The organism is Marimonas arenosa (assembly GCF_030848945.1).
In the GTDB taxonomy this organism is placed as follows: Bacteria; Pseudomonadota; Alphaproteobacteria; order Rhodobacterales; family Rhodobacteraceae; genus Marimonas; species Marimonas arenosa.
Genome location: NZ_JANHAX010000001.1, coordinates 35,245 through 51,882, shown reverse-complemented (window position 1 = coordinate 51,882; position 16,638 = coordinate 35,245). Strand labels below are relative to the sequence as shown.

Annotated in this window: 18 protein-coding genes; 8 read left to right on the top strand and 10 right to left on the bottom strand. The window is 64.4% G+C overall.

From position 1 onward, the window contains the following. The first annotated feature begins 9 nt into the window (after positions 1 to 9). From NO357_RS00285 to NO357_RS00265, 5 genes are all read left to right on the top strand, one after another. Positions 10 to 606, top strand: coding sequence for a hypothetical protein (locus tag NO357_RS00285; RefSeq protein WP_306733611.1), 597 nt, complete (start codon positions 10 to 12; stop codon positions 604 to 606). A gap of 1 nt (position 607) precedes the next feature. Continuing rightward, entirely contained in the window at positions 608 to 958 is a 351-nt protein-coding gene (locus NO357_RS00280; RefSeq protein ID WP_306733610.1) for an MmcQ/YjbR family DNA-binding protein, read from the top strand. Between the two features lie 49 nt (positions 959 to 1,007). After that, positions 1,008 to 2,177 (top strand): pyridoxal phosphate-dependent aminotransferase, encoded by a 1,170-nt coding sequence (locus NO357_RS00275; RefSeq protein WP_306733609.1) that lies wholly within the window; start codon positions 1,008 to 1,010, stop codon positions 2,175 to 2,177. 62 nt (positions 2,178 to 2,239) lie between these two features. After that, positions 2,240 to 3,079, top strand: a complete 840-nt coding sequence (locus tag NO357_RS00270; protein WP_306733608.1) for a TPM domain-containing protein — start codon at positions 2,240 to 2,242, stop codon at positions 3,077 to 3,079. A 226-nt stretch (positions 3,080 to 3,305) separates the two neighbouring features. After that, positions 3,306 to 4,844 carry a trimethylamine methyltransferase family protein gene (locus NO357_RS00265; protein ID WP_306733607.1) on the top strand — a complete coding sequence of 513 codons (1,539 nt, stop codon included), beginning with the start codon at positions 3,306 to 3,308 and terminating at the stop codon, positions 4,842 to 4,844. Positions 4,845 to 4,975: 131 nt separating this feature from the next. On the opposite strand, the gene NO357_RS00260 is transcribed toward NO357_RS00265, so the two are convergent. Genes NO357_RS00260 through NO357_RS00235 form a run of 6 tightly spaced genes read right to left on the bottom strand, consistent with a single transcriptional unit; the run spans position 4,976 to position 8,728 of the window. After that, positions 4,976 to 5,341: a hypothetical protein gene (locus tag NO357_RS00260; protein ID WP_306733606.1), complete on the bottom strand. Its 366-nt coding sequence runs from the start codon at positions 5,339 to 5,341 to the stop codon at positions 4,976 to 4,978. Between the two features lie 31 nt (positions 5,342 to 5,372). Continuing rightward, on the bottom strand, positions 5,373 to 6,404 hold the full coding sequence (locus NO357_RS00255; protein ID WP_306733605.1) for an endonuclease/exonuclease/phosphatase family protein: 1,032 nt from the start codon (positions 6,402 to 6,404) through the stop codon (positions 5,373 to 5,375). Then, complete coding sequence (locus NO357_RS00250) at positions 6,404 to 7,090, bottom strand: molecular chaperone DjiA (RefSeq protein ID WP_306733604.1); 687 nt, start codon at positions 7,088 to 7,090, stop codon at positions 6,404 to 6,406. Before NO357_RS00250 ends, NO357_RS00255 begins: the two co-directional genes overlap by 1 nt. A 54-nt stretch (positions 7,091 to 7,144) precedes the next feature. After that, positions 7,145 to 7,621 carry a GNAT family N-acetyltransferase gene (locus NO357_RS00245; RefSeq protein ID WP_306733603.1) on the bottom strand — a complete coding sequence of 159 codons (477 nt, stop codon included), beginning with the start codon at positions 7,619 to 7,621 and terminating at the stop codon, positions 7,145 to 7,147. Beyond that, a complete protein-coding gene (locus NO357_RS00240) occupies positions 7,618 to 8,232 on the bottom strand; it encodes a VOC family protein (protein ID WP_306733602.1) in 615 nt (204 codons plus the stop codon). The genes NO357_RS00245 and NO357_RS00240 overlap by 4 nt, the downstream gene beginning before the upstream one ends. A gap of 10 nt (positions 8,233 to 8,242) precedes the next feature. Continuing rightward, a complete protein-coding gene (locus NO357_RS00235; RefSeq protein WP_306733601.1) occupies positions 8,243 to 8,728 on the bottom strand; it encodes an MAPEG family protein in 486 nt (161 codons plus the stop codon). 248 nt (positions 8,729 to 8,976) lie between these two features. Between NO357_RS00235 and NO357_RS00230 the strand changes: the two genes are divergently transcribed. Next, entirely contained in the window at positions 8,977 to 9,615 is a 639-nt protein-coding gene (locus NO357_RS00230; protein ID WP_306733600.1) for a phage tail protein, read from the top strand. Positions 9,616 to 9,665: 50 nt separating this feature from the next. Continuing rightward, a complete protein-coding gene (locus NO357_RS00225) occupies positions 9,666 to 10,304 on the top strand; it encodes a phage tail protein (protein ID WP_306733599.1) in 639 nt (212 codons plus the stop codon). A 78-nt stretch (positions 10,305 to 10,382) separates the two neighbouring features. Here NO357_RS00225 and scpA read toward each other — a convergent pair whose 3' ends face one another. Further along, entirely contained in the window at positions 10,383 to 12,512 is a 2,130-nt protein-coding gene (gene scpA, locus NO357_RS00220; RefSeq protein ID WP_306733598.1) for a methylmalonyl-CoA mutase, read from the bottom strand. Continuing rightward, positions 12,475 to 13,506 carry a hypothetical protein gene (locus NO357_RS00215; protein ID WP_306733597.1) on the bottom strand — a complete coding sequence of 344 codons (1,032 nt, stop codon included), beginning with the start codon at positions 13,504 to 13,506 and terminating at the stop codon, positions 12,475 to 12,477. The genes scpA and NO357_RS00215 overlap by 38 nt, the downstream gene beginning before the upstream one ends. Positions 13,507 to 13,560: 54 nt before the next feature. On the opposite strand from NO357_RS00215, the gene NO357_RS00210 reads away from it, so the two are divergent. After that, complete coding sequence (locus tag NO357_RS00210) at positions 13,561 to 14,055, top strand: DUF4174 domain-containing protein (protein ID WP_306733596.1); 495 nt, start codon at positions 13,561 to 13,563, stop codon at positions 14,053 to 14,055. A 19-nt stretch (positions 14,056 to 14,074) separates the two neighbouring features. Here the strand turns inward: NO357_RS00210 and NO357_RS00205 are convergent, their stop codons facing one another. Next, the gene (locus NO357_RS00205) at positions 14,075 to 14,560 is read right to left on the bottom strand and encodes a hypothetical protein (protein WP_306733595.1); all 486 of its coding nucleotides are present in this window, start codon (positions 14,558 to 14,560) and stop codon (positions 14,075 to 14,077) included. Between the two features lie 49 nt (positions 14,561 to 14,609). After that, a complete protein-coding gene (locus tag NO357_RS00200) occupies positions 14,610 to 16,610 on the bottom strand; it encodes an acetyl-CoA carboxylase biotin carboxylase subunit (RefSeq protein WP_306733594.1) in 2,001 nt (666 codons plus the stop codon). Positions 16,611 to 16,638 lie beyond the last annotated feature (28 nt).

Sequence of the window (16,638 nt, the reverse complement as noted above, 5' to 3'; positions counted from 1 at the left end):
CCTCGGGGCATGGCAGATGTGAGTCGATCCTATTGGCTGGGCGCGCTTGGGCTGGCCGAGGCGCTGGGCATCGCCGTGGTGGCCAGCACCTATGCCGCCATCGACCGTGGCCTGATCGGGGTCGAGGCCGGCGCCGTGTTGCTCGCCGGCGGGTTCGAGGGGCTGTGCCTGGGCACAGCGCAGGCCAGCGGATTGCGGCGGCTGGGGGCCAGGCCGGTGGCCTGGATCGGGTTGACCGTGGCAGGTGCGGTGCTGGGCTATGGTCTCTCGCTTCTGGGCATGGCCGGAGGCGGCGATACCGGGGCGCAGGGGCTCGAGCCGCCCCTGTGGCTGATCGCGCTGGCCGGCGGCGGCGTGGGGCTGGGCATGGGCGCCGTGATGGGACTGGTGCAATTGCCTGCCCTGCCCGCTTCGGTGGCACGCGGACGGTGGGTGCTGGCCAATGTGCTGGGCTGGGTTCCGGCGATGGCGCTGATCATGCTGGCCGCGAGCCTAGCCGAGCGCAGCTGGCCGCTCTGGCAGGTAGCTGCGCTGGGGGCCGTGTCGGGCGCGGGGGCGGGTATGTGTGTGGCGCTGGCGACCTGGGCTGCAATCAAGGAGACATGACATGAGCCGCGAGCTGGTGAATCGTATCGCCGCCACGTTGCCCGGGGCGGAATGGTCCGAACCCTTCGGGCCGGGCCACGATACCTGGAAGGTCGGCGGAAAGATTTTCGCCTGTGTCGGGAGCCAGGGCGGCGGCGTGTCGCTGAAATGCCCGGACGTGGAGACGGCGCAGATGCTGATCGAGGCCGGCGTAGGCGTGAAAGCGCCCTATTTCCATCGCTCGTGGATCCATTTGCCGTTCGAGGGCATGCAGGAGGCCGAGCTGCGCCACCGGCTGGGGGTTGCCTATGACACGATTCGCGCGGGGTTGACGAAAAAGGCCCAGGCGGCCCTGCCCCCGCGTTCGGATTGACAAGCCCGGCCCGGTCTGGCTGTCAGGCGCAGGACACGAGGGGAGCGCCATGAAGCTGTCGAAACGGATCACCACCCTGACCGAGGACGAATCGGGAGGATGGGCGCTGTATTTCAAGGCACGCGCACTGGTCGAAGCCGGAGAGTCGGTCACTGAACTGACGATCGGCGAGCACGATGTCGGCACCGATGCCGCCATCCTCGACGAGATGCACCGGGCGGCGAAGGCGGGCCATACCGGCTATGCTGCGATCCCTGGCATTCCGGCACTGCGCGACGAGGTGGCGGCGCGGGTTGCCGCGACCACCGGCGTGCCGACGACAGGTGACAACGTGGTGATCACCGCGGGCGGCCAGGCCGCGCTGTTCGCCGCACATATGGCAGCCTGCGATCCGGGCGACCGGGCGCTCTTTATCGATCCCTATTATGCCACTTATCCCGGTACCCTGCGCGGGGCCGGCGCGGTGCCGGTGGCGGTGCCGGCACGGGCCGAGAACGCCTTTCAGCCGGACCCGAAGGACATCGCAGCCGCGGCCCCCGGGGCGGCCTCGCTGCTGATCAACACGCCCAACAATCCCACCGGGGTGGTCTATTCCCGGGCCACGCTGGAAGGGGTCGCCGAGGCGGCGCAGACACATGATTTCTGGGTCATCTCGGACGAGGTCTATGACACCCAGATCTGGGAGGGTGAACACCTGTCGATGCGCGCCCTGCCCGGCATGGCGGACCGCACGCTGGTGGTGGGCTCGATGTCGAAAAGCCACGCGATGACCGGCAGCCGAATTGGCTGGATCATCGGGCCGGACGAGGCGGTTCGGCACCTGATCAACCTGTCGACCCATACCACCTATGGCGTGGCCGGCTATATCCAGAAAGCGGCATTGTTTGCCTTGCGCCGGGGCATCGACTTCGAGACAGGCATCGCCGAACCGTTCCGCCGCCGGCGCGAGATCGCGCTGAAGATCCTTGAAGGCCAGAACGTTGTGCGGGCGGTGCCGCCGCAGGGGGCGATGTACCTGATGCTCGACATCCGCACCACCGGCCTTTCCGGCACTGCTTTCGCCGAGAAGTTACTCGACCAACGCCGCATCGCGGTGATGCCGGGCGAAAGTTTCGGCCGGGCGGCGGCCGGGCATGTGCGGGTGGCGACGACCATCGCGGATGACGCGTTCGCCGCGGCGCTGGAGGAACTGGTGCAATTTGCCGCGGCGCAAATCTGATTGCCTTTACGCGCCCTCCGGGCCTATGCTTGAACATCGTTTTCGCAATCGAGAGAATTGAAATGAAACGCTTTCTTCTGAGCGGGTGTGTGGCTTTGCTGATGTCGGCCGCCGCGGTTCTGGCGCAGACCTATCCCGATTACGAGTCGATCACGGTGAACGATTTCGCCGGCCTTCTGCCGCCCGAAGCCGAGGCCGAGATCAGCGCCGAGTTGGACAAGTTGCGCGAAGACACCGGTATCGAAATGACGGTGGTGACGCTGTCGCGCAAGGACATGTTCGCGCCCGATCAGGATCTCGAGACCTTCGCCGCCGGCCTCTTCGATCAGTGGGGCATCGGCGACAAGGACCGCAACGATGGCATCCTGTTCCTGGTGCTGCTGGCCGACCGCGAGACGCGGATCGAGTTGGGCAAGGGCTATGCCGGGGAATGGCAGTTCGAGGCCAACTGGATCATGGAACGGGAAATCCTGCCGCAGTTCAAGAAAGAGAACTACGTGACCGGCATCCGATACGGTGTCGAGACGCTTATCGAAAAGATCGCCCGCCCCTTCCACGCCGGGGCGGAGCCGCCAAAGCGCAAAGGCGGCGTCAGCGCCTGGTGGCTCCTGCTGATTTTCGTCCCGATCCTGCTGGTCGGCGCCGTTCGCAACCTGAAAGCCCGACTCGCGAAGTGCCCGCAATGCGGCGCGCGCGGGGTCAAGACCGAAGACACCACCGTCGAAGCGGCAACCCGGACCAGTGAAGGCCGGGGGGAACATGTCACGGACTGTCCGAAATGCGGCTATCACGGTGTCGAGAGCTACACGATCTCTCGCATTTCCAGTTCGAGGCGGTCGTCTTCCGGGTCGAGTTTCGGTGGTGGATCGTCGGGCGGCGGCGGTGCTTCCGGCAAATGGTGAGCCTGTTCAAGGTCTGAAAACGACAGAATGTCGCATCCGGATCAGACCAGGTCCGGCAGCGTGGCACTCTGAGCGCGTCATGAGAAAGGCGCGCGCATGCAAGACCTGGCCTGCAAGATCACGTTGGTGACGGTCACCATCGGAGCCGGACGCGGCCGCGCCGCCCGGGGACGGCCTGACCTGTTCTGATTTTCCAAGATCAGAACGAGGCAAGGACCCCCGCGACATGACCATTCAGACTTCCCGCCGTTCCGGCGGCCGCCAAGCCCGCCACGCCGCTCGCACGGCGCCGCTTTCCGAACACATCCGCCCGGTCCGTGCCGGGCTCTCCGGCGGGCAATACAAGCCGCTGAGCGACGACGGCATGACACGGATCCACCAGGCCGCCCTGACGGCGCTGGAGGAAATTGGTCTGGCGGATGCGCCGGCCTCGGGCGTCGAGATCATGACCGGGGCGGGCGCCATCCAGGGCACAGACGGGCGGCTGCGGTTTCCGCGTGCCCTGGTCGAGGACATGCTGGCCAAGGCGGCGAAGGAAATCACGCTCTGCGGCCGCGATCCGCGCCACGACCTGCAGCTATCCGGCACGCGGGTGCATTACGGCACCGCAGGTGCGGCAGTGAGCATGGTAGATGTCGAAGGCAAGGCCTATCGCGACAGCACGGTGCAGGACTTGCATGATGCAGCGCGGATCACCGACCGGCTCGACAACATCCATTTCCTGCAACGCCCGATGGTGGCCCGCGACATTCCCGACAACCGCGAAATGGACCTCAACACCATCTATGCCTGCTGTTCCGGCACGACCAAACATGTCGGCACCTCTTTCACCGATCCGGATTTCGTCGACGACGGGCTGGAGATGCTGCACCTGATCGCCGGCAGTGAGGCCGCCTGGCGGGCGCGGCCCTTCGTGTCGAACTCCAACTGTTTCGTGGTGCCACCGATGAAATTCGCCACCGAAAGCTGCCGGGTGATGGAGAAGGTAATCGCCGGCGGCATGCCGGTGCTGCTGCTGAGCGCGGGTATGGCCGGGGCGACGGCGCCCTCGACCGTGGCGGGCGCGATCGTGCAGGCCGTGGCGGAATGCCTGGCTGGCGTGGTCTATGTCAACGCCATCGCGCCGGGGCATACGACGATTTTCGGCACCTGGCCGTTCGGGCTGGACCTGCGAACCGGCGCGATGACCGGCGGCTCGGGGGAACAGGCGCTGCTGACCGCTGGTTGCGCCCAGATGCACCGCTTCTATGGCCTGCCTGGCGGCGCGGCGGCGGGGATCGCCGATGCAAAACTGCCCGACATGCAGGCCGGCTGGGAACAGATGTGTTCCAACGTGATGGCCGGGCTGGCCGGGCTCAACATGGTCTACGAAGCGGCAGGAATGCATGCCTCACTGCTCGGCTTCTGCCATGAATCGCTCATTCTGGGCGATGACATCATCGGGCAATCCCTGCGCTGCGTGCGCGGCATCGAGGTGGATGACGACACCCTGGCGCTCGACCAGATGCGCGAGGTCTGCCTCGGCGGGTCTGGGCATTACCTCGGCACCTCGGCGACGCTTGCGCGGATGCAGGCCGATCACGTCTATCCCACTTTGGGCAACCGCAGTTCACCCAAGGAATGGGTAGAAAACGGCCGACCCGACCTGCTGGCGCGGGCCACGGCGCGGAAGCAGGCGATCCTGAACGAGCCTGCGGCCGCCCGTTTTGCGCCCGATCTCGACCGGGCGATCCGGGAGCGGTTCACGATCCATCTGCCAAGATAAGCGGTGCTCCGGAAGCCGGGCTGGAAATGGCTTGTTGCAGAGGTTTTGGGTGCTGAGCCGATACGCGAAAAGCAGCGACGCCACCGCGAGAGGCGACTGATCAGCGACAGTCGAAACGCCGTCGTGCTTACTTAAAGGTCGATTTCGCCGCCCTTCTCGACCTTGTCCTGTTCGCGCTCGAGCGGGGACTTGCGGCGCATGATGATGTCGCCGTTGGGCAAAATCTCGGGCGGGTGGTAGGCGGTGAAATCATCGATCTTGGCAATCAGATCGGCCAGCGCCGGCCCCATCTCCTGCATCATCTGCCGCAGCCCGGGCTCAACCTCTTCGGAAAACTTGCGCAGGTCGTCAAGCGCGGGTTCCATTTCCTGCATCAGCCCACGAAAGAGAAGCCTGGCCCCCTCTTCCATCAGCGACAGCCCGTCGCTTTCGTCCTGCGCCGTGGCAGGAGCCGCTGCGAGCAAGCAGACAAGGGCAAAAGAAGCAATCTGTTTCATGGCTGCAATATAACCCTTCCGGGTCACGATTTTAAGACGGCAGCTCGATATCGAGCGTGACCGGGAAATGATCCGAGGCGACAAGCAGCGCATCGTGCAGTTCGGGCAGCTTGAAACAGTCGGGATCGTCGAGCGGGTGCCAGATGCGCCAGACGGGTTTCCGGTCGGCCAGGTCGGGCGACACCATGATATAGTCGAGCAGAGCCTGGAGATAGCGGTTTCGTTCGGGCAGGAAAAAGCGTGCCGTGCTCGGACGGGCGCCGATGCGGCGCAGCAAGGCCTGGCGGGCGTGGGGGTCGTAGAGCGGCGGGCCATCGCTTTCGCCCATCACGATCTCGACCGAGGAGCGGCCGAAGAGGCCTTCGTATTCATCGAGCCCTGGACCGTCGTTGAGATCGCCGAGCACGACCAGCGGCGTATTCTGGGCAAGATGTTCGGCGATGCGCTGGCGCAACCAGATCGCCTGGGCGAGTTGCTTGCGGCGGTTCTGAATTGACAGCTTCATGATCTCGTTGCGCGACCGCGCACCGTGCGGCGCCTTGGATTTCAGATGCACGCCGATCATGCGGAAGGCAAAGCCGCCCCGCGTTTCCAACGCCAGTTCCAACGGCGGCTTGGAAAAGCGCACCAAATCCTCGGTGGCGTCGATGTCGAGGTCGATCCGGAAGACGGAATCGAAACGCGGTGCCTCAAACGAGCCTTTCTTGCCGGTCTCATCGCCCAGCGGATCATGCCGGGCGCTGAGCGCGTCGGGATCATACAGCAGCGCGATTTCCTGCTGAGTGTCGTTTTCGAAGCCGACGATGGCGCGGCGGGCACGCAGGGAGAAGGCGCTGGCAAATTCTTCCAGCGCCGGCACTGTGGCGCGCTTGCCGTTGTGGTCAGGGGCCTCGATCACCATCACCGCGTCGGCGTCGAGCGCGGTGAAGACCAGCCCCAGTGCCTCGGTTTGCTGGGCGCGGGTGACGTCCTGCCGGCCCGACCAGCCGTCATCCATGAGCAGGTGACCGTCATCGTCGAACAGGTTGTTGAACCATTCGACGTTGTAGGTGGCGATGCGCATCAGGAAACGCCCCGATCGTGCTGGATATCCTCCCAGGCCCGGTTGATCGCCGCCATGCGGCTTTCAGCCAGTTTCAGCGCCTCTTCCGGAAGGCCGCGGGCCATCATCCGGTCAGGATGAGTGTCGCGCACCAGTGTCCGCCAGGCGGTGCGGATATCATCCATCGAGGCGTCGTGGGGCACCCCCAGCACGTCATAGGGATCCGGCGCCGCATCCGGCACAAAGCGCGAGCGCAGTTGCCGGAAGCGCGCCTCAGGCACATCGAAAATTCCGGCCACACGGGCGAGGAAATCATCCTCGTTCGGGTGGTAGGTGCCATCGGCCATGGCGATGTGGAACAGCCCCTCCATCAGGTCGCACAGCGCCTCATCGTCCTGCCCGAACATGGCGCGGATCTTGCGGGCATAGTCTTCGAACCCGGCCACGTCCTGGCGGGCAAGGTCGAACACCCTGGCCGCCCCGGCCTCATCCTCTTTGGCGATCTGGAACACCTCTCGGAAGGCGGCGACCTCGTCGCGCGTCACGCGTCCGTCGGCCTTGGCCATCTTGGCGCCGAGCGCGATCACGGCGATGGCGAAGCCGACCGAGCGTTCGGGCGGCGCGCGCAAATGGTCGAACACAGCCGAAAGCGGTTCGCCCTTGGCCAGAGCCGCTACGGCGGCGGTGATGCGGGTCCAGATCGACATGACGCGCACCATACGATGCAGGCGCAGCGAAGTCAGTCGGGAAAAAGGCCGCGGTCAGAGGATTTTCTGCATGCAGACCAGATCGAGCCAGCGACCGAATTTCCGCCCCACTTCCGGCATGCGCGCGGTTTCGCAGAACCCCATCGCAGCGTGGAAGGCGATGCCGGCGGCGTTTTCGCCGCTGATCCCGCCGATCAGCACATGCAGTCCGGCAGCGCGGGCGCGGTCTTCCAGCGTCTGCATCAGTGTCCGGCCAAGCCCCCGGCCCCGCGCCGCCGGCGCCACCAGGATCGTGTGTTCGGCGCTGGCGGCATAGCCGGGGCCGCTGCGGAACGGGCCGAAGGTGGCGAAGCCGAGGATCGTGTCGGCGGGCTCGGCCACCAAGAACGCCGGGCCCCGGGCGGCGATCAGCGCCCGCAGGCCATCCTCGGTCTTGGGCTCGGACGTGAAGGTGATGCTGCTGTCAGCGATGATCGGATTCCAGATCGCGGCGATACCGGCGGCATCTTCGACCCGCGCGGTTCGGATCATTCCAGCACCTTCTGCCCAGTGGGCGAGGAGAACTCGGCCCGCATGCCGACATCGCCCTGTTCGATCACGATGCGTGCATCCGATACCAGTGGGGCCAGCGCGGCACGCAGCGCCGCCGCCTGCGGGTTGGTGATGATCAACCGCTCGAGCCGGAGGCCGGAGGGTTTTAGCCGGGTCGAGGGATGCGGGCTCGCCCCCCAGGAAATGATCGCCGGGAATCCCTGATCGAACGGCAACCGCCCGTCGATCCCGGCCGCCATCATCCAGCGCAGATCGCCGCGGGTGAGTTCGATCGGTTGGCCCATCTGCGGCGGCGCCAGCGCCAGCGCGTCGTCGAGATCATCGGTCTGGCAGATCCAGTTGGTGAGCCGCGGCGCGCCCTGGAAATCGTCGAGGTTGAACCAGCGCCGCAGGCCGGGATCGGGGGCCTCGGGGTCAATGGCGATGACTTCAAAATAGACACCGTCCTCGAGCCCCATCAGCAGGTTGTGAGTGCCGAGCCGGGCATGTTTGCCGCCGGGTTCGAGAGAAACGCCAAGCGCCTGTTCGACATGCGCCCGCCCCTCCTCGAGGGCTTCGCAGGCGACGGCGATGTGATCGAGTTTCAGCATGTCTTGCCCCCTAGAACAGCCAGATCGACAGCGCCCACAGCGTGGCCAGCGCGGTGGGATAGAAGGTCGCGGCGAAGCCGAACCCACGCAGCGGCGGCGAGATGTGATAGCCGATCCAGAAAGCCAGCCGCGCAACCGCAAAACCCGCACCCATCCACAGCACCACCAGCCCGCCCAGCGTCAGCGCCACGAACGGCCAGAGCGCCACGGCCAGCATCAGTTGTTCGACGGTATTGGTCAGGACGCGCTGGTCGATGTCGCCCCCGGAACCGAGCGGAAACGACCCGCCATCGATCGCCACGTCGTCGACAAAGCGGCGCTGTGCCAGCCGTGCAACCATCAGCACCATCACCAACCCGCCGGGAACGAGCGCGGCAATGATCACCGTGTTGAGCGGCAGAAACGGCGGTTTCATCGTTTGCGGCAGCCAGACGATCGCCACGGCCCACAGCACGGCCAGCGCCATCCCGGTTGCGATCTTGCGCCGTTTTCCCATGACACCCCGCCGGTCAGAAAAGCTTATCCGCAATCCTCTGGCGCGTGACGCGAATTGCAAGCCCCAAATTCAAGGGACCGAGCGTCACCTGGCGCGGCTGCGCGCGGAAGTATTTTGAAAAAGAACCGCGGCGCGCCATAATGTGATTCTGTTAGTCAGTTTTCGGTCTCGCCCTTTTATTTTGTTCCGGGCGAAGATGACCGGGCATATTGATTCAGCCATTGAGACTTTTGCACAAGGATGCAGTCATGACCTACCTGAAAATGAAAATCACCTGCAGCGCTGCGGCGTTGGGACTTGCCGTCGCTATTTCACCGCTGGGAACGACCCGGGCCGAGGCCGGCACCGACGCCTATATCGGCGAGCTCATGCTTGTCGGGTACAATTTTTGCCCGCGTGCGACGTTAGAGGCGGCAGGCCAACTGCTTGCTATTTCACAGAATACGGCTCTGTTCTCACTGCTTGGAACAACCTTTGGCGGCGATGGTCGCACGACGTTCGGCCTGCCCGACCTGCGCGGCCGCACCGCGATCGGATACGGGGCGGGCCCGGGCCTTGGCAACTACAGCTGGGGGCAGCGCGGCGGAGCCGAGAGCTTCACCATGGCCACCCAGCAAATGCCATCGCACAACCACATGGTGAACGCCGTTGGCGAAGGCGGCGACAAGGGCGGGCCAGGCAATGACTACCTTTCAATTGTCGCACCGGTCCCAGCCGACCCCAACGCCACCAAGTACTCGGCCTACCACGACGGGCCGCCCGACAGGCAGATGGATCCCGGCATGGTCTCGAACAACGGAGGCAGCCAGCCGGTGACCCATCGCGGACCTTACCTGGCGATGAAGTGGTGCATTGTCACGCAGGGCATCTTCCCGTCCCGCAACTGACCGGCGGAACAGACACACATGACAGCCAAAGAACTCTTGCGAGGACGAAAATGACCAATTCAGTTTCCAAATTGAAGGCCGGGGTGACAGCCCTTGGGCTCGCCGCTGCGTTCGTGACCATGACCCCGGCACGGGGCGCTGCCGGGGACAACCCCTATATCGGCGAAACGATGCTTGTCGGGTTCAATTTCTGCCCACGGAACTGGGCAGAGGCCAATGGGGCAATTTTGCCCATCAACAACTACCAGGCGCTGTTCTCGCTTCTGGGATGCAGCTTCGGCGGTGACTGCCGCACAAGTTTCGCGCTCCCCGATCTGCGCGGTCGCGCCCCGATCGGGTATGGCAGCGGCCCCGGCCTTGCCACCTATCTACAGGGCCAGCGGGGTGGCACGGAACGCTTCACCGTGACCACCCAGCAATTGCCGTCGCACAACCACATGGTGAACGCCGTCGCCGACGGCGGCGACAAGGGCGGGCCGGGCAATGATTTCATTGCCATCGTCGCGCCGATCCCGGCGGATCCGAACGCCACGAAATACACCGCCTATCACGACGGACCGCCGGACAAGCAGATGGATCCCGGCATGATTTCCAATACCGGCGGCAACCAACCGGTGACCCATCGCGGACCGTACCTGGCGATGAAGTGGTGCATCGCGCTGAACGGGGTTTTTCCATCGCGCAACTGAGCCGGTGCCGACGGACAGGCTTGTAAGAAACGACACGCACGGAGGCCCATGATCGGGCCTCCGTTTCTTTTTCTGTTTTCAGTCGCGGGCGGCGCGGATCAGATCGAGGATTTCCTGGGCCGCCTGGGGAATGTTGGTGCCCGGACCGAAGATCGCCTTGACGCCGGCTTTCTTGAGGAAGTCGTAATCCTGCTGCGGGATCACTCCGCCGCAAATCACGATGATGTCCTCGGCATCCTTTTCCTTCAGCGCCTCGATCAGCTGCGGCGCCAGCGTCTTGTGACCCGCCGCCTGACTCGAGATACCGACCACGTGCACGTCGTTGTCGACTGCATCCTGAGCGGCCTCTTCCGGGGTCTGAAACAGCGGGCCGACATCGACGTCGAAGCCGATATCGGCAAAGGCGGTGGCGATCACCTTGGCACCGCGGTCATGGCCGTCCTGGCCCATCTTGACCACCAGAAGGCGCGGTCGACGGCCTTCCTCTTCGGCGAATGCTTCAATGCTTTTCTGAATCGCAGCGAAGCCTTCATCGCCTTCGTAGGCTGCACCATAGACCCCGGCCAGCGTCTTCACCTCGGCGCGGTGGCGGCCGAATTCCTTTTCCATAGCCATGCTGATTTCCCCCACGCTGGCCCTTGCCCTTGCGGCCTCGACCGCGGCTTCCAGAAGATTGCCGCCCTCCTTCGCGCGGCGCGTCAATTCGTCGAGCGCGGTTTGGGTCGCGGCCTCGTCGCGCGTGCCGCGGATCTTCTCGAGTCGGGCGATCTGGGCTTCGCGCACCGCCTGGTTGTCGATGTCGAGAATGTCGATCTCGTCTTCCTTGTCGAGCCGGTACTTGTTGACGCCGACGATCACCTCCTGCCCGCGGTCGATCAACGCCTGGCGTGTGGCCGCCGATTCCTCGATCCTGAGCTTGGGCATACCGCTTTCGACCGCCTTGGTCATGCCGCCCATTTCCTCGACCTCTTGCATCAGCGCCCAGGCCTTCTCGGCCAACTCGTTGGTGAGCGCCTCGACGTAGTAGGAGCCGGCCAGCGGGTCGACAACTTTGGTGATGCCGGTTTCCTCCTGCAAAATCAGCTGCGTATTGCGCGCAATTCGTGCCGAAAAATCGGTGGGCAGCGCAATCGCCTCGTCGAGCGCGTTGGTGTGCAGCGACTGGGTGCCGCCCAGCACCGCCGCCATCGCCTCGTAGGCGGTGCGGATGACGTTGTTGTAGGGGTCCTGCTCCTGCAGGCTGACGCCGGATGTCTGGCAATGGGTGCGCAGCATCTTCGAGCGTTCCTGCTTGGCACCGAACTCGGTCATCACCCGGTGCCACAGAAGCCGCGCGGCGCGCAGCTTGGCGGCCTCCATGAAGAAATTCATACCGATGGCGAAGAAGAAGCTGAGCCGGCCGGCGAACTTGTCGACATCCATGCCGGCGTCGATCGCGGCGCGGACATATTCGCGGCCATCGGCCAGGGTGTAGGCCAGTTCCTGCACCAGGTTCGCGCCGGCCTCCTGCATGTGGTAGCCGGAGATCGAGATCGAGTTGAACTTGGGCATGTGATCCGAGGTATAGGCGATGATGTCGGAGATGATCCGCATCGAGGGCGCGGGCGGGTAGATATAGGTGTTGCGCACCATGAACTCCTTCAGAATGTCGTTCTGGATGGTGCCCGCCAGCACCGATTTGTCGTGCCCCTGCTCTTCTCCGGTGACGATGAAATTGGCCAGGATCGGGATCACCGCGCCGTTCATCGTCATACTGACCGACACCTTGTCGAGCGGGATACCGTCGAACAGGATCTTCATGTCTTCGACGCTGTCGATGGCGACGCCCGCCTTGCCGACATCGCCGACCACGCGGGGGTGGTCGCTGTCATAGCCACGGTGGGTCGCCAGGTCGAAGGCGACGGACACGCCCTGCTGCCCGGCGGCCAGCGCCTTGCGGTAGAAGGCGTTGCTTGCTTCGGCGGTGGAAAAACCGGCATATTGCCGAATCGTCCAGGGCCGGCCGGCATACATCGTGGCGCGCACGCCGCGGGTGAACGGCCCGACGCCCGGCACTTCGCCCATCTGCGGCAGGCTGGCGATGTCGGCCTCGGTATAGAGCGGTTTGACCGCGATGCCTTCGAGCGTGTTCCAGGTCAGATCGTCGAGCGGCCGGCCGCGGAGCTCTTTCTCAGCCAGTGCGCGCCAGTCTTCGGTCTTGTTGGTCATCCTCTTGTCCTCTTGTCGTTGCGCCGCCCGGCAGGTTGTCCCCCGCCTGGTCCGGCTGATCTTCCTCGATGAGTGTGGCAAGCCCCCCTGCCCCGGCGGCAAGCCAGAGCAGGTCGTCCTCATGTGTTTGACGTAAGCGCGTGGCCTGGTCGCTGTTGAACAGTTGCCAGCGACCGCCGCCCGCGGGCAAGGTTTCGGGATCGCCGCCGCGTGCTGCAAGACGCGCCCGCAGCTGCGGCAGGTCCGGGGCCCGGTGCAGCCAGTGTCGCGCGTCCTTCATCGGCGCGGTGATGGCGCCATCGACCATCTGGCGCAACCGCTGGTCGGGGCGGCTAGCATGTATTTCATGGGCATGAACCTGGAGGTCTGCGCCGGGAAAGGCCGCCGCCACGTCCTTGATCACCTGTTGCCAGCTGCGTCTGGACACGACCAGCCGGTCGAGCTCGCCCGGGGACGGCAGCCGATGGCCGCGCCCCACAGCGAAGGCCCAGGCCGAGGCCCAGTAGTCGTCAAGCGCGCGCAACGACAGCACCACGCGGCCGACGGCACCGTCGAAGGCGGTGGCGAAGCGCCCCAGACGTTCGCCGGCCTGCGGATACAGCGCCAGCGCCCGCAGATTTTGGCGCACCGTGCCGAGGATGTTTTCATCGCTGATGATCAGGTGACTGAACCCGCGGCGCGCTACCGTCTCGACCTGCGCACAGATGCGGCGGCGCGCACGATCGAGGCGTTGCGCCTCGGGGATGACCGGGTTGCCCCGGTCGTCCGTTTGATCGGGCAGGATGCCGCTGAGCAGGCCGCCATGGCGCGTGCGCAGCGGTCCCCAGAACCCGACACCCTGCGCGGCGAGCCCCGGCGCGTTGGCGCGCAGATAGGCCTGAAATGTCGTCGTCGCCGTGCGCTGCGCACCGATGTGAAGAATGACGTCCATGATCCGTCGCCCCATGTCAGCAAGAACCGCGTATCGCGGCTGGGAGAGAACTGCAGGGGTCATACTGTCCTCCCAGTGCTGACAAAGCGCTTAACGGCGCAGGTTTTTTCGGGCGCAATGCATTTCATGGTCGCAATTGCGCGCAGACCGCTTATATCATCAACCGCAGGAGGCGCCATGAAAGCGGTATTGGTATTTGTAATTGCAGTATTTTTTGCCGTTCCGGCAATCGCGCAGAACGGTCTTCCACCGCGGCTTGCGCCGTCGGCGGAAACCGTCAGTGACGCGGATTTGTCTAAATTCCTCTGGAGAAACCGGCTGCTGGTGATCTTCTCTGACAGCCCCGGTGACCCACGCTTCGAGGAGCAGATGGCGCTGATCGAGGCGCGAGTGGAAGATCTCGTGGAGCGCGACGTGATCGTTCTGATCGACACCGATCCGACGCGTATGTCGGAACTGCGTGAGAAATTTCGTCCCCGCGGCTTCATGCTGGTGTTGATCGGGAAGGACGGGCACGTATACCTGCGAAAACCCCGACCGTGGCACGTTCGGGAAATCTCGCGCTCGATCGACAAGATGCAGATCCGCCGCGAGGAACTGCGCAACGACTGAACCCAATGCGCGCGCGGCATCATTCGCCCCCGCTGGTCAACATCACGATGCCGCGCAGGGGATCGAGCACGGCATAGGCGCGGTCGGCCCGCGAGAAGATCACCACCGAACGGTCGGCATTCAACACGGAAAAGAACGAGTTGCGCGCCTTGTCGTTCATGCAGGGCCGCGCCTCGACACTGGCCGACTGCACCGCGACTCCGGTCGGACGATGGGCATTCATCAGGTCAATGAACAGTTGATCGGCGGTCTTGCCCGGCTCTCGCAGTGCAAAGGGACCCTCCTGCTTGCCGTTCATGACCACGGCCTGCGCCGAGTCGAACACCGGCACACGCGCCTTCACGTCCGCCGATTTCACCCGGAACACCCCAGCCGTGCAGCCGCTTTGGCTTTCGAAATAGAGCGTATCGCCGAGATCGACCCAGCCGGAAAGCAGCGTGCGGGCTTCGTCCTCGGAATGACGGTCGCAGGCGGTGAGCGTCAGCAGGCCGGTCAGGGCCAGCATGGCCCCCGTTCCATTTGGCCTGCCTTGACACCCGCCGCCGGTCATCGCCCTATTCGAACTCCATGATCACGTCGTCCACCGCCAGGCTGTCGCCCGGGCCGGCGTTGATCTTGGACACGATGGCCTTCTTCTCGGCCCGCAGGATATTTTCCATCTTCATCGCCTCGACGGTGCAGAGCGCCTGGCCCTCCTGAACCTCCTGCCCGACTTCGACATCGACCTTCACGATCAGGCCCGGCATCGGGCAGAGCAGCATCTTGGATGTATCAGGCGGAAGTTTCTCGGGCATTAAGGCGGCCAGTTCCGTCTGGCGCGAGGTGCGGACGTGGACCTTGAGATCGGCGCCTCGCGAACGGATACGGAACCCGCCCGAGATCTTTCCGACCTTGAGCACCAGCGGCTCACCATCGACAACCATGTCGGCCAGACTCTTGCCCGGGGTCCAATCGCCGGTGACCCGGTGCCGGGTGCCGTCTTCGAAAGTCACGGTGGAGCCGTCGTGGTCGGCGGCGATGGTGACCGGGAAGCTTTCGCCCTGCAAGCTGACCACCCAGTCGCTTCCAACACGCCGTTCGTGGTTGTCCATCCGTCCCGAAACGCGGGTGCGCCGGATCTCGGCCACCCGGTGCATCGCGGCGCAGGCAGCGGCAATGCGGCGCAGCGTCGACTCGGGCAATTCGACCCCGGCGAACCCGTCGGGATACTCCTCGGCGATGAAGGCCGTGGTGATGTCGCCGGAAATGAAGCGGGGATGGTCCATCACCGCACTGAGGAACGGCAAATTGTGACCGATCCCTTCTATTTCAAAGGCATCCAGGGCGTTCCTCATGTGCTCGATGGCCTCTTCGCGGCTCGGCGCCCAGGTGCAGAGCTTGGCGATCATCGGGTCGTAATACATGCTGATCTCGCCGCCGTCATAGACGCCAGTATCGTTGCGCACGATGTGCCCCGGTTCCACCACTTCTTCCGGCGGGTTGTACTGCGTCAGCCGCCCGATCGAAGGCAGGAAACCGCGATAAGGATCTTCGGCATAGAGCCGGTTCTCGATCGCCCAACCGTTGAGCTTAACGTCCTTCTGCGCAAGCGCCAGCTTCTCACCGTCAGCGACCCGGATCATCTGTTCGACCAGATCGACGCCGGTGATCAGCTCGGTCACCGGGTGTTCCACCTGCAAGCGGGTGTTCATTTCGAGGAAATAGAAGTTTTTCTGCCCGTCGACGATGAATTCCACCGTGCCCGCCGAGCTGTAGCCCACCGCCTTGGCCAAGGCGACGGCCTGTTCGCCCATCGCCTTGCGGGTCGCCTCGTCGAGGAACGGGCTCGGAGCCTCTTCCACCACCTTCTGGTTGCGGCGCTGGATCGAGCATTCGCGCTCGCCCAGATAGATGCCGTTGCCGTGGTTGTCACAGAGCACCTGGATTTCGATGTGGCGCGGCTGGGTCACGAATTTTTCGATAAAGATGCGATCGTCGCCGAACGAACTGGCCGCCTCGTTCTTCGAGCTCTGGAAGCCTTCGCGCGCCTCTTCGTCGTTCCAAGCAATGCGCATGCCCTTGCCACCGCCGCCGGCACTGGCCTTGATCATGACCGGGTATCCGATTTCGTTGGAGATCTTCACCGCCTCATCGGCGTCCTCGATCAAACCCATATAGCCCGGCACGGTCGAGACTTTGGCGTCCTGGGCGATCTTCTTCGAGGTGATCTTGTCGCCCATCGCCTCGATCGCCCCCTTGGGCGGGCCGATGAAGGCGACACCCGCCTCTTCCAACGCCTCGGCGAACTTGCTGTTTTCACTCAGGAAACCGTAGCCCGGATGCACCGCCTCGGCGCCGGTTTCCTTGATCGCCCGCATCACGTTTCCAATCACGATATAGGATTGGTTCGCGGGCGGCGGGCCGATATGCACCGCCTCGTCGGCCATCTGCACATGCAGCGCGTTGCGGTCTGCATCCGAATAGATCGCCACCGTGGCGATGCCCATCTTGCGGGCTGTCTTGATTACCCGGCAGGCGATCTCGCCCCGGTTGGCAATCAGGATCTTCTTGAACATGTCGCGTCCCTTCCGTCGTTTCGCCCGG

Bases quoted from the DNA above. Each gene is read 5' to 3' on its own strand.
- NO357_RS00285 (WP_306733611.1), top strand. From the start codon at position 10: ATGGCAGATGTGAGTCGATCCTATTGGCTGGGCGCGCTTGGGCTGGCC.
- NO357_RS00280 (WP_306733610.1), top strand. From the start codon at position 608: ATGAGCCGCGAGCTGGTGAATCGTATCGCCGCCACGTTGCCCGGGGCG.
- NO357_RS00275 (WP_306733609.1), top strand. From the start codon at position 1,008: ATGAAGCTGTCGAAACGGATCACCACCCTGACCGAGGACGAATCGGGA.
- NO357_RS00270 (WP_306733608.1), top strand. From the start codon at position 2,240: ATGAAACGCTTTCTTCTGAGCGGGTGTGTGGCTTTGCTGATGTCGGCC.
- NO357_RS00265 (WP_306733607.1), top strand. From the start codon at position 3,306: ATGACCATTCAGACTTCCCGCCGTTCCGGCGGCCGCCAAGCCCGCCAC.
- NO357_RS00260 (WP_306733606.1), bottom strand. From the start codon at position 5,341: ATGAAACAGATTGCTTCTTTTGCCCTTGTCTGCTTGCTCGCAGCGGCT.
- NO357_RS00255 (WP_306733605.1), bottom strand. From the start codon at position 6,404: ATGCGCATCGCCACCTACAACGTCGAATGGTTCAACAACCTGTTCGAC.
- NO357_RS00250 (WP_306733604.1), bottom strand. From the start codon at position 7,090: ATGTCGATCTGGACCCGCATCACCGCCGCCGTAGCGGCTCTGGCCAAG.
- NO357_RS00245 (WP_306733603.1), bottom strand. From the start codon at position 7,621: ATGATCCGAACCGCGCGGGTCGAAGATGCCGCCGGTATCGCCGCGATC.
- NO357_RS00240 (WP_306733602.1), bottom strand. From the start codon at position 8,232: ATGCTGAAACTCGATCACATCGCCGTCGCCTGCGAAGCCCTCGAGGAG.
- NO357_RS00235 (WP_306733601.1), bottom strand. From the start codon at position 8,728: ATGGGAAAACGGCGCAAGATCGCAACCGGGATGGCGCTGGCCGTGCTG.
- NO357_RS00230 (WP_306733600.1), top strand. From the start codon at position 8,977: ATGACCTACCTGAAAATGAAAATCACCTGCAGCGCTGCGGCGTTGGGA.
- NO357_RS00225 (WP_306733599.1), top strand. From the start codon at position 9,666: ATGACCAATTCAGTTTCCAAATTGAAGGCCGGGGTGACAGCCCTTGGG.
- scpA (WP_306733598.1), bottom strand. From the start codon at position 12,512: ATGACCAACAAGACCGAAGACTGGCGCGCACTGGCTGAGAAAGAGCTC.
- NO357_RS00215 (WP_306733597.1), bottom strand. From the start codon at position 13,506: ATGACCCCTGCAGTTCTCTCCCAGCCGCGATACGCGGTTCTTGCTGAC.
- NO357_RS00210 (WP_306733596.1), top strand. From the start codon at position 13,561: ATGCATTTCATGGTCGCAATTGCGCGCAGACCGCTTATATCATCAACC.
- NO357_RS00205 (WP_306733595.1), bottom strand. From the start codon at position 14,560: ATGCTGGCCCTGACCGGCCTGCTGACGCTCACCGCCTGCGACCGTCAT.
- NO357_RS00200 (WP_306733594.1), bottom strand. From the start codon at position 16,610: ATGTTCAAGAAGATCCTGATTGCCAACCGGGGCGAGATCGCCTGCCGG.